The organism is Nocardiopsis sp. CA-288880 (assembly GCF_050955985.1).
GTDB lineage: Bacteria > Actinomycetota > Actinomycetes > Streptosporangiales > Streptosporangiaceae > Nocardiopsis > Nocardiopsis tropica.
In genome coordinates this window covers 6,486,773-6,499,864 of the sequence record NZ_CP192105.1, presented here as the reverse complement: position 1 = coordinate 6,499,864, position 13,092 = coordinate 6,486,773, and the positions used below count along the sequence as shown (strand labels likewise).

8 protein-coding genes are annotated in these 13,092 nt (G+C 73.9%); 4 read left to right on the top strand and 4 right to left on the bottom strand.

Going from position 1 to position 13,092, the window contains the following annotated elements; genetic code table 11:
• Positions 1-37 precede the first annotated feature (37 nt).
• Positions 38-337 (top strand): Asp-tRNA(Asn)/Glu-tRNA(Gln) amidotransferase subunit GatC, encoded by a 300-nt coding sequence (gene gatC / locus ACQPYD_RS27995; RefSeq protein WP_267946504.1) that lies wholly within the window; start codon positions 38-40, stop codon positions 335-337.
• Positions 338-340: 3 nt separating this feature from the next.
• A complete protein-coding gene (gene gatA, locus ACQPYD_RS27990) occupies positions 341-1,837 on the top strand; it encodes an Asp-tRNA(Asn)/Glu-tRNA(Gln) amidotransferase subunit GatA (protein ID WP_433698404.1) in 1,497 nt (498 codons plus the stop codon).
• Positions 1,838-1,920: 83 nt separating this feature from the next.
• Here gatA and ACQPYD_RS27985 read toward each other — a convergent pair whose 3' ends face one another.
• The 4 genes from ACQPYD_RS27985 to ACQPYD_RS27970 all read right to left on the bottom strand — a co-directional run bounded on the left by ACQPYD_RS27985 (position 1,921) and on the right by ACQPYD_RS27970 (position 8,009).
• The gene (locus ACQPYD_RS27985) at positions 1,921-3,108 is read right to left on the bottom strand and encodes a thioester domain-containing protein (protein ID WP_433698403.1); all 1,188 of its coding nucleotides are present in this window, start codon (positions 3,106-3,108) and stop codon (positions 1,921-1,923) included.
• Positions 3,109-3,406: 298 nt separating this feature from the next.
• Positions 3,407-4,621 carry a thioester domain-containing protein gene (locus tag ACQPYD_RS27980; RefSeq protein ID WP_433698402.1) on the bottom strand — a complete coding sequence of 405 codons (1,215 nt, stop codon included), beginning with the start codon at positions 4,619-4,621 and terminating at the stop codon, positions 3,407-3,409.
• Positions 4,622-5,217: 596 nt separating this feature from the next.
• Positions 5,218-6,429: a thioester domain-containing protein gene (locus ACQPYD_RS27975; RefSeq protein ID WP_433698401.1), complete on the bottom strand. Its 1,212-nt coding sequence runs from the start codon at positions 6,427-6,429 to the stop codon at positions 5,218-5,220.
• Between the two features lie 410 nt (positions 6,430-6,839).
• Positions 6,840-8,009, bottom strand: a complete 1,170-nt coding sequence (locus tag ACQPYD_RS27970) for a Cys-Gln thioester bond-forming surface protein (RefSeq protein ID WP_433698400.1) — start codon at positions 8,007-8,009, stop codon at positions 6,840-6,842.
• Between the two features lie 329 nt (positions 8,010-8,338).
• Between ACQPYD_RS27970 and gatB the strand changes: the two genes are divergently transcribed.
• On the top strand, positions 8,339-9,835 hold the full coding sequence (gene gatB / locus ACQPYD_RS27965; RefSeq protein WP_267946499.1) for an Asp-tRNA(Asn)/Glu-tRNA(Gln) amidotransferase subunit GatB: 1,497 nt from the start codon (positions 8,339-8,341) through the stop codon (positions 9,833-9,835).
• 439 nt (positions 9,836-10,274) lie between these two features.
• Complete coding sequence (locus tag ACQPYD_RS27960) at positions 10,275-12,980, top strand: putative bifunctional diguanylate cyclase/phosphodiesterase (protein WP_433698399.1); 2,706 nt, start codon at positions 10,275-10,277, stop codon at positions 12,978-12,980.
• Positions 12,981-13,092 lie beyond the last annotated feature (112 nt).

Here is a 13,092-nt window from a genome sequence, read left to right as displayed (position 1 = left end):
CCCGATAGTCCTTCCGCCGAAGAAACGGTTCGCATTCATGACCGCCATCACCCGCGATGAGGTCGCACACCTCGCCCGGTTGTCGCGGCTGGCGCTCGACGAGGGCGAGCTCGACACGCTCGCCGCCCAGCTCGGTGACATCCTCACCGCCGTGGCCAAGGTGCAGGAGGTCGCCCAGGGCGACATCCCGCCCAGCTCGCACGCCCTGCCGCTGACCAACGTCTACCGCCCCGACGAGGCCAGGCCCGGCCTCACCCCCGAGCAGGCCCTGGCCGGGGCCCCGGCGGTGGAGGAGCAGCGGTTCCGGGTCCCGCGGATCCTCGGAGAGGGTGAGTAGCCGATGAGCGACGTCATCAGCCTGACCGCGGCCGAACTCGGCTCGGCCATCAAGGGGGGCGAGGTGTCCTCCGAGGAGGCCACCACCGCCTACCTGGACCGCATCGAGGCGGTGGACGGCGAGATCAACGCCTTCCTGCACGTGCGCCGCGAGACCGCCCTCGACCAGGCCCGCGCGGTGGACGCCCGCCGCGCCGCCGGCGAGGAACTGGGTCCGCTCGCGGGCGTGCCCGTCGCCCACAAGGACGTGTTCACCACCAAGGACATGCCCACCACGGCCGCCTCCAGGATCCTGGAGGGCTGGCAGCCGCCCTACGACGCCACCGTCACCGCGCGCCTGCGCGAGGCCGGCCTGGTCATCCTGGGCAAGACCAACATGGACGAGTTCGCGATGGGCTCCTCCACGGAGAACTCCGCCTACAAGGTCACCCGCAACCCGTGGGACACCGACCGCATCCCGGGCGGCTCCTCCGGCGGCTCCTCCGCAGCCGTCGCCGCGTTCGAGGCGCCCCTGGCCACCGGGACCGACACCGGCGGCTCCATCCGCCAGCCCGCCGCCGTGTGCGGACTGGTCGGGGCCAAGCCCACCTACGGGGGCGCGTCCCGCTACGGGATGATCGCGTTCGCCTCGTCCCTGGACACTCCCGGCCCGTTCGCGCGCAACGTGCTCGACGCCGCCCTCCTCCACGAGGCGTTCTCCGGCCACGACCCGCGCGACTCCACCTCCGTCGACGCCCCGGTCCCGCCGGTCGTGGACGCCGCCCGCCTGGGCGACGTCGACGGCCTGCGCGTCGGCGTGGTCAAGGAGCTGGACAGCGACGGCTTCCAGCCGGGCGTGCGCCGGCGCTTCCACGAGACCCTGGAGCTCCTGGAGTCCCTGGGCGCGAAGATCGTGGAGCTGTCCTGCCCGAGCTTCGACGCCGCCCTCTCGGCGTACTACCTCATCGCCCCGAGCGAGTGCTCGTCCAACCTCGCCCGCTTCGACGCGATGCGGTACGGCCTGCGGGTGGGCGACGACGGCACGCGCAGCGCCGAGGAGGTCATGTCGCTGACCCGGGCCCAGGGCTTCGGCCCCGAGGTCAAGCGCCGCATCATGCTGGGCACCTACGCCCTGTCGAGCGGCTACTACGACGCCTACTACGGCAGCGCCCAGCAGGTGCGCACGCTGATCAAGCGCGACTTCGACGCCGCGTTCGAGAGCGTCGACGTGCTGGTCTCGCCGACCACGCCGACCACGGCGTTCCCGATCGGCGAGCGCTCCGAGGACCCGATGGCCATGTACCTGGCCGACCTGTGCACGATCCCGTCCAACCTGGCCGGCAACGCGTCGCTGTCGGTCCCGTGCGGCCTGGCCCCCGAGGACGGCCTGCCCGTCGGCTTCCAGATCATGGCTCCGCCGCTGGCCGACGACCGGACCTACCGGGTGGCCTCGGCCGTCGAGCGCGCCCTCACCGAGCGCGACGGCGCCCTGATCGCCCGCAGCCCGTACGCGGTCGCCTAGCGGCCGGACGGCAGCGCCCCGTGTGCCCGCCGCCCCTCCCGGGGGCGGCGGGCACACGCGTCTCCGGCTCCGGCCGCGCGGCCCTAGCCGGCGGTTCCCGTCCCCGCCGCCGCCCTGCGCCTGCGGGCCAGGAGGAGGAGTACCGCCCCGACCCCCAGGACGAGCGCGCCGGCCGCGACCAGGGCGGCGACCGCGCCGCCGGTCAGGGCCAGCGGCCGCTCGTCGCGGTCCGCGGCGTCCGTGCCGCCGGCCGCCCCGGCGGGGCTCTCGGAGGTCTCGATCGGAGGCGGGGTCCCGCCCTGCGCGTCCCAGGCCGCGGAGGCGGAGTCCGACACGGTGATCTCGCTGTCCTGGGCGGTGATCAGGGTCTGGGTGGGCTCGTCCGGTTCCTCGCCCTTGAACAGGCGCCCGGTCCGGACGGTCGCCTCGGCCTCCAGGGTGAAGGTCGCCTCGCCCGCCCCGGCGTCCGCGGGGACGGCGAAACCGACCGTGGAACCGTCGCCGACCCCGGTCACCGGCTCCCCGCTCCCGAGGTCCACCAGCTCCACGCCCTCGGGGGCGTCCACGGTCACCGGGACCTCCTCGGCGCTGGTCTCCACGGTGAACTCGCCGACGGTCCCGCCGGCCAGTCCGGAGCCGCGGTCGGGACTGACGGTCAGCGCCGACCCGGGCTCGTCGGGCGTCTCCTCCGCGTGTTCCACGAGGTGGTCGTAGAGCCGGACGACGTTGCCCTCGACGACCCCGGCGTCCAGTTCGGGCCCCTGGTGGACCTCCTCCAGGTCGAGGCCGTTGCTGAAGTGCCAGATCGCCGCCTGGGTCGCGGTCAGCGCCTCCGACGCGTCCACGCCCGCGATGCCCGTGTCCTCGCGCAGCTCCGCGAGGCCGGTGACCGGGTAGGAGTTGAGGAGGATCCACCGGACCCTGCCCGGTTCGGCGAAGTCGCCCCTGCCGGGGTAGGTGTCCCACCGGTCCTCGCGGTACCAGGCGTCGCCGACGATGCCGGTGCGGAAGTCGATGCAGTAGGCGGTGAGGAGCTGGTCGCCCTCCAGGTCGACGTTGAACGTGCTCGTGGTCGTGTACGTCTCGCCCCTCATGGTGACGGCGTGGCCGTGCTCCGCGACGCCCGTGTACTGCCCGCGCACCGAGTAGACGGCCGGTTCGGCGGGGAGGGAGGCCGCGGGTGCGGCGGGGCCGAGGACGAGCGCCGAGACCGCGGCGACCGCGAGGACGGGGCGTGCGGGACCGGGACGGGGGATGGGCACGTGCGTCACATCGCTTCCTGTGGTGCTGCCGTGCCGGGGCGGCCCGGGGCCGGAGGCCGGTGCGGCACGGGAGGGCAGAGGGGGAGGAACTGCCACGGGAGCGGGGGCGCGCAGGGAGTTCCGGTCGCGGTGAGGGGCCTACCCGGCCGATGCTAATGACCCGGCCCCGCGCCTCCAACCCGGTGAGGCGGGATTATCGCGGTGTGTCCGGAAGCGGTCACGGCGTGAACGCCGAAGGGCCCGCCCGCGTGGTCTCCCACGGGGACGGGCCCTCGGACGCGGCCGCCCGGAGGCGGCCGGAGGAGGACTAGGCGTCCAGGTCCTCGGAGCCGGCCGCCGCCTTGCGCTTGCGGCTCAGGTAGACCGCTCCGCCGCCGGCGCCGAGCGCGGCGATGCCCGCCGCGACCAGTCCGGCCAGGGCCCCGCCGGTGACCGGCAGGCTCGGCCGGTCACTGTCGTCGACGGGGGCCGAGGGCGTGTCGCTGGGCTCGACGCTGGGGCTCGGGGCCGGGGACTCCGGCGGGGTGGGCTCCCCGGACGGCTGCTCGGTGGGCCCCTCCGACGGCTCCTCGGTGGGAGGCGCGGTCTCACCGCCGCCTTCCCAGCTGGCGGAGGCGGAGGCGGACACGGTGGTCTCGTCGCCCTCGGCGGTGATCAGGGTCTGGGTGGGCTGGTCCGCCTCCTCGCCCTTGAACAGGCGGCCGGTCTCGACGGTCGCGGTGGCCTCCAGGGAGAAGGAGGCCTCGCCGGCGTCGGCGCCGGCCGGGACGGAGAAGCCGACCGTGTCGCCGTCGTCGACCGTCTCGACGGCCTCACCCGTCTCGAGGTCGACCAGCTCGACGCCGTCCGGCGCGGCCAGGGTCACGGGGACGCCGGTGGCGTTGGTGGCGATGGTGAACTCGCCGACGGTCCCGCCCGCGGTGCCGGAGGCGGTCTCGGGGGTGACGCTCAGGGCGGGGCCCGGCTCCTGGGGGAGGTCCTCCGCCGCCTCGAGGAGGTGGCGGTAGATCGCGGTCGTGTTGCCCGAGGCGCGGGTGAGCCCGGCGCCGTTGGTGAAGTGCCAGATCGCGGCCTGGGTCGCGGCGAGGGCCTCGGCCTCGGTGGTGCGGGAGTTCGCCCCCGCGGCCTCGGCCAGGGCGGCGGCGCTCACGGACGGGTACGAGTTCTGGAGGATCCAGTGCACCTTGCCGGGCTCGGCGAAGTCGCCCTCGCCCGGGTAGTTCGCCCAGGCGTCCTCCTTGTACCAGGCGCCTCCGCGGATGTCCGTCTCGAGGTCGATGCAGTACGTGGTGAGCACCGTGCCGTTCTCGAGCTCGAGGTTGAAGAGGTTCGTACCGACGCTCCTACCGTTCACCGTGATGGTCTCGCCCGTCTGGGCGTTGTCGACGTACTGGGCGCGGACGGAGCCCTCGTAGGTCTCGGCGGGGTCGGCGGCGGCCGGGACGGCCAGGCCGAAGGCGAGGAACGCGGCGGCGGAGGCGGCGAGGGCCGTGCGGCCGGCGGCGCGGGGGAAGTGCGTCACATCATGTCCTGTCGTGGTTCTGCCGGGCGGTCCGGGGAAGCGGCGGGGGCGCGGCGGTGCTGTCGGCCGGAAGGTCCGGGCCCGTGGGAGCGGAGGGAGGGTCCCGCACCCGGGACGGAGGCCCGAGGGGCCGGGGCCGTGGGGCGCCCGGAGCTCCCGGGGTCCGGCAGGAGAGGCGTGTGTCAGACCGGTGTTCGTGGTGCGGCCCCGGCGGCGCCGACCTGGCGCGGCGGCATCCGCACGCCGGGACGGGCGTGGCCGCAGGGGTCCGACAATGAAGACGTCGGAGCGCCCTCTCCGGTTGTCCACACAGGGGAAACAGATCTGGCGGGAGCGTGAGCTCGGCCATAGCGTGGAAACCGGGGGGTCCCCGGGGTCCGCCCGCTTCGCGCTGCCCACCGTGCCCCGCCCCGTCCCACCCCGCTCCCGCGTCGGCCGCGCGGCCCCGTCCCGCCCGCCCTCCGCCGGGCCCGCGCCCGCCTCCCCGCCCGGGCCGCCTCCCCGCCTCCCGCCCCGCACACGCGAAGGGCCCGCCCGCGTGGTCTCCCACGGGGACGGGCCCTCGGACGCGACCGCCCGGAGGCGGCCGAAGGGGGTTAGCCCTCCAGGTCCGCGGCGTTGGCGGCCTTGCGCTTGCGGCTCAGGTAGATCGCTCCACCGCCGGCGCCGAGCGCGGCGATGCCCGCGGCGACCAGGCCGGCGAGCGCGCCACCGGTGACCGGGAGGGTCGGCTCGTTGCTGTCGTCAGCGGGGGCCGAAGGCGTCTCGCTGGGCGTCTCGCTGGGGCTCGGCGTCGGGGCCGGGGACTCCGGCTCGCTGGGCTCTTCGGTCGGCTCGCTGGGCTCGTCGGTGGGGGGCGTGGTCTCGCCGCCCTCCTCCCAGGTGGCCGACGCGGAGGCGGTGACCGTGGTCTCGCCGCCCTGGGCGGTGATCAGGGTCTGGGTGGGCTCGTCCGACTCGCCCTTGAACAGGCGGCCGGTCGCGACGGTCGCGGTGGCCTCCAGGGAGAAGGAGGCCTCGCCCGGGGCGGTGCCCTCGGGAACGGAGAAGCCGACCGTGTCGCCGTTGTCGACCGTCTCGACGGCCTCGCCGGTCTCGATGTCGACCAGGGTCACGCCCTCGGGCGCCTCGAGGGCGACCGGGATGGCGGAGGCGTTCGTCTCGATGGTGAACTCGCCGACGGTCCCGCCCGCGGTGCCGGAGGCGGTGCCCGGGGTGATGCTCAGGGCGGCGTCGGGCTCGACGGTCTGCGGCATGTCCTCGGCCGCGCCGACCAGGTAGTCGTAGACGGCGGTGACGCCGTCGCTGTTGTCGCCGTCGAGGGTCATGCCGTTGCTGAAGTGCCAGATGGCGGCCTGGGTGCCGCCCAGGGCGTCGGCGTCGCTGAGGCCCTCGGCCCCGGCCGCGGCGCCCAGCTCCGCCGCGCTCAGCGCGGGGTAGGCGTTCTGGAGGATCCAGTGGACCTTGCCGGGCTCGGCGAAGTCACCCTGACCGGGGTAGTTCTCCCACTTGTCCTCGCGGTACCAGGCATCGCTGACGATGTTGGTGTGGTAGTCGATGCAGTACGTGGTGAGGAGGGTGCCGTCCTCCAGCTCCAGGTTGAACAGGCTGGTGCGCGCACCGCCGCCGTCCATGTTGACCCGGGTGCCGTTCTCGGCGTTGCCGATGTACTGGCCGCGGACGGAACCTTCGTAGGTCTCCACGGGCTCGGCGGAGGCGGGGGCCGCGAGGCCGAGGGCCAGGAACGCCGCGGCGGTGGCCGCCAGGCCCGCGCGCCCGACGGTGCGGGGGAATGAGGAGTTAGTCAAGTTGTGTCCCGGTGTCTTCTAGGGGTAACCGGATGGAGTGCCCGTCCAAGAGGCCGAACGGGCCGGTGGGACGGTTGCGGTGGACAACGGCGCACGACGCGTTCAGGGGAGGTTCTGGATTCGCCGTGTTCGCTCGCCCGTTTCCGGGGTCACCACGTCGGGGTCGGGGACGCGGCGCCGTGTGGGGTGGGCGCGATCGTCCGGTGGGGCTCGCTGTGACGCGGGAGCGGGCCGCGCTCGCCGTGGATTGCCAACCGCCCGGCCGATACTAGCGACCCGCTTGGCCACTTCCAACCCGGTTCGCCGAAAATGTGACGTGATACGGGCAGGAAAAAAACCGACCCGGACAAATCCGCATTATGACCCGAAGTTATGGATCGGGGACCGTGAGACAGGCGTGAGTCCTGGGGTCAACCGCGACGTTTGCGGCCCAGAACCAGGATGAGCAGGCCGGACACCACCAGGGCGCCCGCGATGATGAGCAGCCCGGACAGCCAGGTGCCGGTGCGCGCCAGGCCCTCCCCGGGGATTCGGTCATCCGTTCCCGCGGGGCTCTCGACCCCGGTGGGAGCCTCGTCGGGGGCTCCGCCCAGGACCGGGGGCTCCTCCGGCGGCGCGGGCTCCGGGGTCTCCTCGGGGCTCGGCTCCGCCGTCTGCTCGGGGTGCCAGGTGAACGTCGCGGAGGCCGAGCTCGTCGCCGAGACCTCCTCGGCGGTGATCAGCGGCTGCGTGCGCACGCCGTCCCGGCCGGTGAACAGGCGCCCCTCCGGCAGGGACACGTCCTGGCCGAGCAGGTGCAGGGTCACCACCCCGGCCGGGACCGACGGGTCCACGTCGAGGAAGAGCTCGGCGCCGTCGTCCGCCTGGGTCACCTGGTCGCCGGCCCCGTCCACCAGCCACGCCGCCGGAGCGCCGCGGACCGAGACCTGCACGGGGTCCGCCGCGGAGCTGTGCACCGTGAGCGGGCCGAGGGGTTCGTCGGGAGCGACCTCCTCCACGTGGGAGGGCGAGAGCTCCAGTGAGCGTGCGGTCGTGTGGTCGGCCGCCGTCCCGCTGCCCGCCACCAGGAACTCGTAGAGGGCGACGACCGCGAGGTCGTTCGCGGAGCGGTCCGGCTCCGCCCCCTCCAGCACGTGCCACAGGGCGGCCTGGGTGGCCGCGATGGCCGCGGCCTCGTCCAGCTGGACCAGCCCGGTCACCTGCGCCAGGAGGCCGAGGTCGACCGCCGGGTAGGAGTGGGAGACGATCCAGTTCGCGCGGTCGGCGGGCGCGGGGGACGGGTCGGACCCCGTCCACCCGGGGTTGTCCGACCACGCCGACTCGACGTAGGCGGTGCGCGGCCGGACCTCCTCCTCCACCCGGGCCGCGTAGGCGCGGACCGAGGCCTCGTCGGCCACGCGCAGGCTGAAGAGCGCCGTGTCGACCTCCTGGCCGTCGGCGAGGACGAGTGCCGCCCCCTCGACGGGGTCGCGGTCCACACGTGAGAAGTCGTCGGCGTCGGCGGCGGGTGCGCTGACCAGAGCGCCTGTCAGGGCGGCCGAGGCCAGCAGCGCGGCGCACCGACGCAGGATGCCGGACATGCTCTTGCGCTCCCGTGCGAAGGGCGGAGGGCCGTCGGGGCCGACCGGCGAAATCATCTTCCTGGGGAACACAGACTAGTCGCTCAAGCACCCTGGGTGATCGGTCGACGCCTGGACAGCGGCCCAATCGTGTACTCGCCGTGACATCCGCGGGAGCGGACGGCGCCCGGGACGCGTCCCGGGCGCGCCTCCGGCGCGGGGCCGGGCGCTCCACCCCCGGGCGCTCGGTAGGCTGACCTGGAAGGTATGTCCTCTACGGAAACGGGTTTGCGGCGATGGCCCACGCGGTAACTCCTAGCCCTGCCAAGAGCGGTGGCGAACCCACCCCGGTGGCCTACGAGCAGGCGCTGACCAGGTACGAGCCCGTCCTCGGTCTGGAGACCCACATCGAGTTGGGCACCGCCTCCAAGATGTTCTGCTCCTGCCCCACCGGCTTCGGCGCGGAGCCGAACACCCAGGTCTGCCCTGTCTGCCTCGCGTTCCCGGGTTCCCTCCCGGTGGTCAACGAGAAGGCCGTCGAGGGCGCGATCCGCCTGGGTCTGGCGCTGAACTGCTCCATCGCGCCCTGGGGCCGGTTCGCCCGGAAGAACTACTTCTATCCGGACATGCCGAAGAACTACCAGATCTCGCAGTACGACGAGCCGATCTGCGTGGACGGCCACCTCGACGTCACCGTCGACACCCCCGACGGTCCGCGCGAGTTCCGCGTGGAGATCGAGCGCGTCCACATGGAGGAGGACACCGGCAAGACCTCCCACGTGGGCGGGGCGACCGGCCGCATCCACGGCGCCACCTACTCGATCGTCGACTACAACCGCGCGGGCATCCCGCTGCTGGAGATCGTCACCCGGCCCATCACCGGCACCGGCGAACTCGCCCCCCTGGTGGCGCGCGCCTACGCCGCCGAACTGCGCGACCTGGTCCGCTCCCTGGGCATCTCCGACGTGCGCATGGAGGAGGGCTCCATGCGCTGCGACGTCAACGTGTCCATCCAGCCGGTCGGCACCGCCGAGTGGGGCACCCGGAGCGAGACCAAGAACGTCAACTCGCTGCGCTCCGTCGAGCGCGCCGTGCGCTCCGAGATCGAGCGCCAGGCGGGCGTCCTCGACGCCGGGCACAGGGTCGTGCAGGAGACCCGCCACTTCCAGGAGAACACCGGCCGCAGCATCTCCGGCCGCTCCAAGGAGGAGGCGCAGGACTACCGGTACTTCCCGGACCCCGACCTCGTCCCGGTGGCCCCGACCGAGGAGTGGATCGAGGAGCTCCGCGCCACACTGCCGGAGCTGCCCGCCGCCCAGCGCGCCAGGGTCAAGGCCGAGTGGGACCTCAGCGACACCGAGCTGCGGGACCTGGTCAACGCCGGCGCGATCGAGCTGGTCGAGGCGACCGTGGTCGCCGGGGCCCCGTCCGCCGAGGCGCGCAAGCTGTGGCTCAACGAGCTGTCCCGCCGCGCCACCGAGCAGGAGGTCGAGCTGGGGGCCCTGCCCATCACGCCCGCCCAGGTCGCGCGGATCATCTCCCTGGTCTCCGAGGGCACGCTGACCAACAAGCTCGCCCGCCAGGTCGTGGAGGGCGTGCTGGCCGGTGAGGGCGGCCCCGACGAGGTCGTCGAGGCGCGCGGCCTCCAGGTCGTCAGCGACGACGGCGCGCTGGGCGCCGCCGTGGACGAGGCCATCGCCGCCAACCCGGACGCCGCCGACAAGGTGCGCGGCGGCAAGCTCGCCGCGGCCGGCGCGCTGGTGGGCGCCGTCATGAAGGCGACCCGGGGCCAGGCCGACGCCGGACGCGCCCGGGAGCTCATCCTGGAGAGGCTCGCCGGGGCATGACCCCCTTCCGGGCCGGTCGGGCGACGACCGGCCCGGTCCCTCCCGGAGCCGGTCCGCCCGCCGTGCGGCGGGTCCCGGCGCCGCCGGGGCGCGGCGGGCCGGGAGGGGGGCCCACGGCGCGTCGCGCGCGCGGCGCGAGGCCCGCGCGCCATGGTGACTCTGGGTCACCATTCTGTCGTCATCTCTCATCCGGTCCTCAATCGCTGTGTGACCTTGGTTGCGTAGGGTTGCGACGCACGGGGGTGTGCGCGGTCGCTCCGACCGCCCCGCCACCGGGCTCGTCCCGGTCCCGCGAGAACCCGGGCGGCAGACCGCGGTACCTGGCGCTGTGCCGCGCCGGTACTCGAACGACGCGAGGTGGGTGCTCCATGTACGAGGAGAGAGCGCGACGGCGGCTGCGTGCCGCGACGGTCGCGACACGCCCGCGGGGAGGTCGGTGATGGGAACCCGGGCACGCCGTCTGTGGACCTTCGGCCTGGGCGTGCTGTTCCTGGTCTACGTGGCGGCGGCGTTCGTCCCGCTGGGGTCGACCACCGTCACCGCGGCGTTCGCCGAGTGGCCCACGGCGCTGGCCGCGGGCGTCGCCGGGCTCTCCCTGCTCCTGGCCTCGCGGCGCTGGGCGGCGACCGGGGCCGACCGCGACGCGCACGTCGACGGGGCCGACGGCCCGGCCGCGCTGCGGCACCTCGGGTTCGCCGCGCTCGCCTGGTGCGCGGGTGGCGTCACTCACGGTCTGACCCGGCTCTTCAGTTCCAGTTCGGTGCTCTCGCTCACGCTGGGTGATCTTTTCGCGCTCGCCGCGCTGCCACTCTTCGTGGTGGGGTTCACCCGGTTCGCCCCCTGGCCGGGCGGGCTGCGCACCGCGATGCGCCACATCACCGACAGCTACGTGTGCGCCGCCGCGGTGTTCTCCGTGGTCTGGCTGCTGCTGTTCTCCCCCCTCTACGAGGAGCTCGGGGAGGGCGCCGGGTTCCTGGGGTTCGCCCTGGTCTACCCGGTCGCCGACATCGTCGTCCTGTGCCTGCTCGTCCCGCTGGTGTTCATGTCGCCGCACAGCACGCGGCGCGCGGTGCTGCTGGCCATCGGGGCGCTCATCGTCATCGCCGGTTCGGACATGATCGGCGCGCTCACCCGCCTGACCGGGGTCCCCATCGCCGGGGGCGTCGAGCACCCGATCAAGTTCCTGGGCTTCGCCCTCCTGGGCGCCCTGCCGTGGCTGATCGAGCACCGGCCGGGCGCCGACCCCCGCCGGATCACGGGGAGGGGCCTGTACCGGTTCGCGCCGGAGCTGGCGGCGGTGGGGGCGGTGGCCGTCGCCGCCGTGGTGCTCACGGTGGCCGGGGTCCGGCTGTCCGGGGTGGCGCCGGTGCTCCCGCTGGCGGCGGGGACCGCCGTGATCGTGCTCCTGGTGCGGGTCCTGGGCATGCTGGAGGAGAACGCGACCCTCGCCCGCATGGTCCGCAACCGCGAGGGCCACTTCCACGAGCTGGCGCGCAACAGCGGGGACGTCATCCTCATCCTCGACCGGGACGGGGGCGTGTTCTACGTCAGCCCGGGGACGGCCGAGGCGTTCGGCTACCGCCTGGACGACGTGCTCGCCGCGCCCGTCACCGCGCTGATCCACCCCGAGGACCTCGCGCGCACGAAGGCCGTGACGGACCTGTTCACCGAGCGCGGCTCGCAGGGCGTGCACCTGCGGCTGCGGGTGCGGGCCGCCGACGGGACCTGGCGGCACACCGAGTCGACCGCCTCCCTGTACGAGCAGCCGGGGGAGCCCGACCGCCTGCTGGTGACCACCCGCGACATCAGCGCGCAGGTGGCCCTCCAGGACGAGGTGGAGCACCTGACGTTCCACGACGGGGTGACCGGGCTGCCCAACCGGGCGTACCTGGAGGAGCGGGCCAGCGACGTGCTGGCGCACAGGGCGATCAGCGAGGAGCCCGCCGAGGACATCGCGGTGATCTTCCTGGACCTGGACGGGTTCACGTCCGTCAACGACTCGGCGGGCCACGTGCGCGGGGACCACCTGCTGGGCCAGGCGGCCCGCAGGCTGCGCGCCGAGGTGGACTCCAACGCCACCCTGGCCCGCTGGGGCGGCGACGAGTTCGCGGTCCTGGTGGAGGGGGTGCCCCGGGCGCAGCGGGTGGTCGACCTGGCCGAGCGCCTGGGCCGCGTGATCGCCTCCGAGCCCTTCCAGGTGGCCGACCGGGACATCATGCTGACCGCCAGCACGGGGGTGGCCTTCGCGGAGCCCACCACCGACAGCGGCGAGCTGCTGCGCAACGCCGACGTGGCCATGACCAGGGCCAAGGAGCGCGGCGCGGGACACGTGGAGGTCTACGCCGCCCACATGCACGACATGGTGGTCTCCCGCCTGGAGCTGCAGATACGCCTGCGCGAGGCGCTGGCCAACGGCGACTTCTTCCTGGAGTACCAGCCGGTCGTGGACCTGGGCACCTCCCAGGTGACCTCGGTGGAGGCGCTGGTGCGCTGGGACCGGGACGGGGAGGCGGTCGGTCCGGACGCGTTCCTCGGCGCCGCCGAGGAGTCGGGGCTGATCGTGCCGCTGGGGGAGTGGATCCTCCGCGAGGCGTGCGAGAAGGTCGCGGTCTGGCGGCTCTCGGACTGGGACATCGGCCTGTCGGTCAACCTGTCCGTCAAGCAGGTCCTGTCGCCCCGTTTCATGGAGACGGTGGCCGGCGTCCTGGCCGAGACGGGGCTGTCCTCCGACGTGCTCACCCTGGAGGTGGACGAGGAGGTCCTGCTGGACGACGGCGGCGAGGCGGTGCAGCGCCTGGCGGAGCTCCGGGAGCTGGGCGTGCGGCTGGCCATCGACGACTACGGCATGGGCTACGCGTCGCTGGCGCACCTGCGGCGGCTCAGCGTGGACGCGATCAAGATCGACCCGTCCTTCATCGCCGACCTCGGGCGCGACGACACGGTCACCCTGCTCACCCACACGATCATCCAGCTGGGCCGTGACCTGGGGGTGCAGGTGGTGGCGGAGGGCATCGAGCGCCCCGAGCAGCTGGAGCAGCTGAGGGCCATGGGCTGCGACCACGGCCAGGGCTTCCTGGTGGCCCGCCCGATGCCCGCGAGCGGCGTCGAGTCCCTCGTCGGGGGGGAGGCCGGGGTCAACCTCTGACCCCGGTCCCGCCCTCGACCCCCGGTCGCACACGACCCCCGCCACGTGTTCTGTGTTACACGCGGCGGGGGTCTTGTGGTGGTTCGTCCAGTTCAGAAGGGCTTCTCAGCGA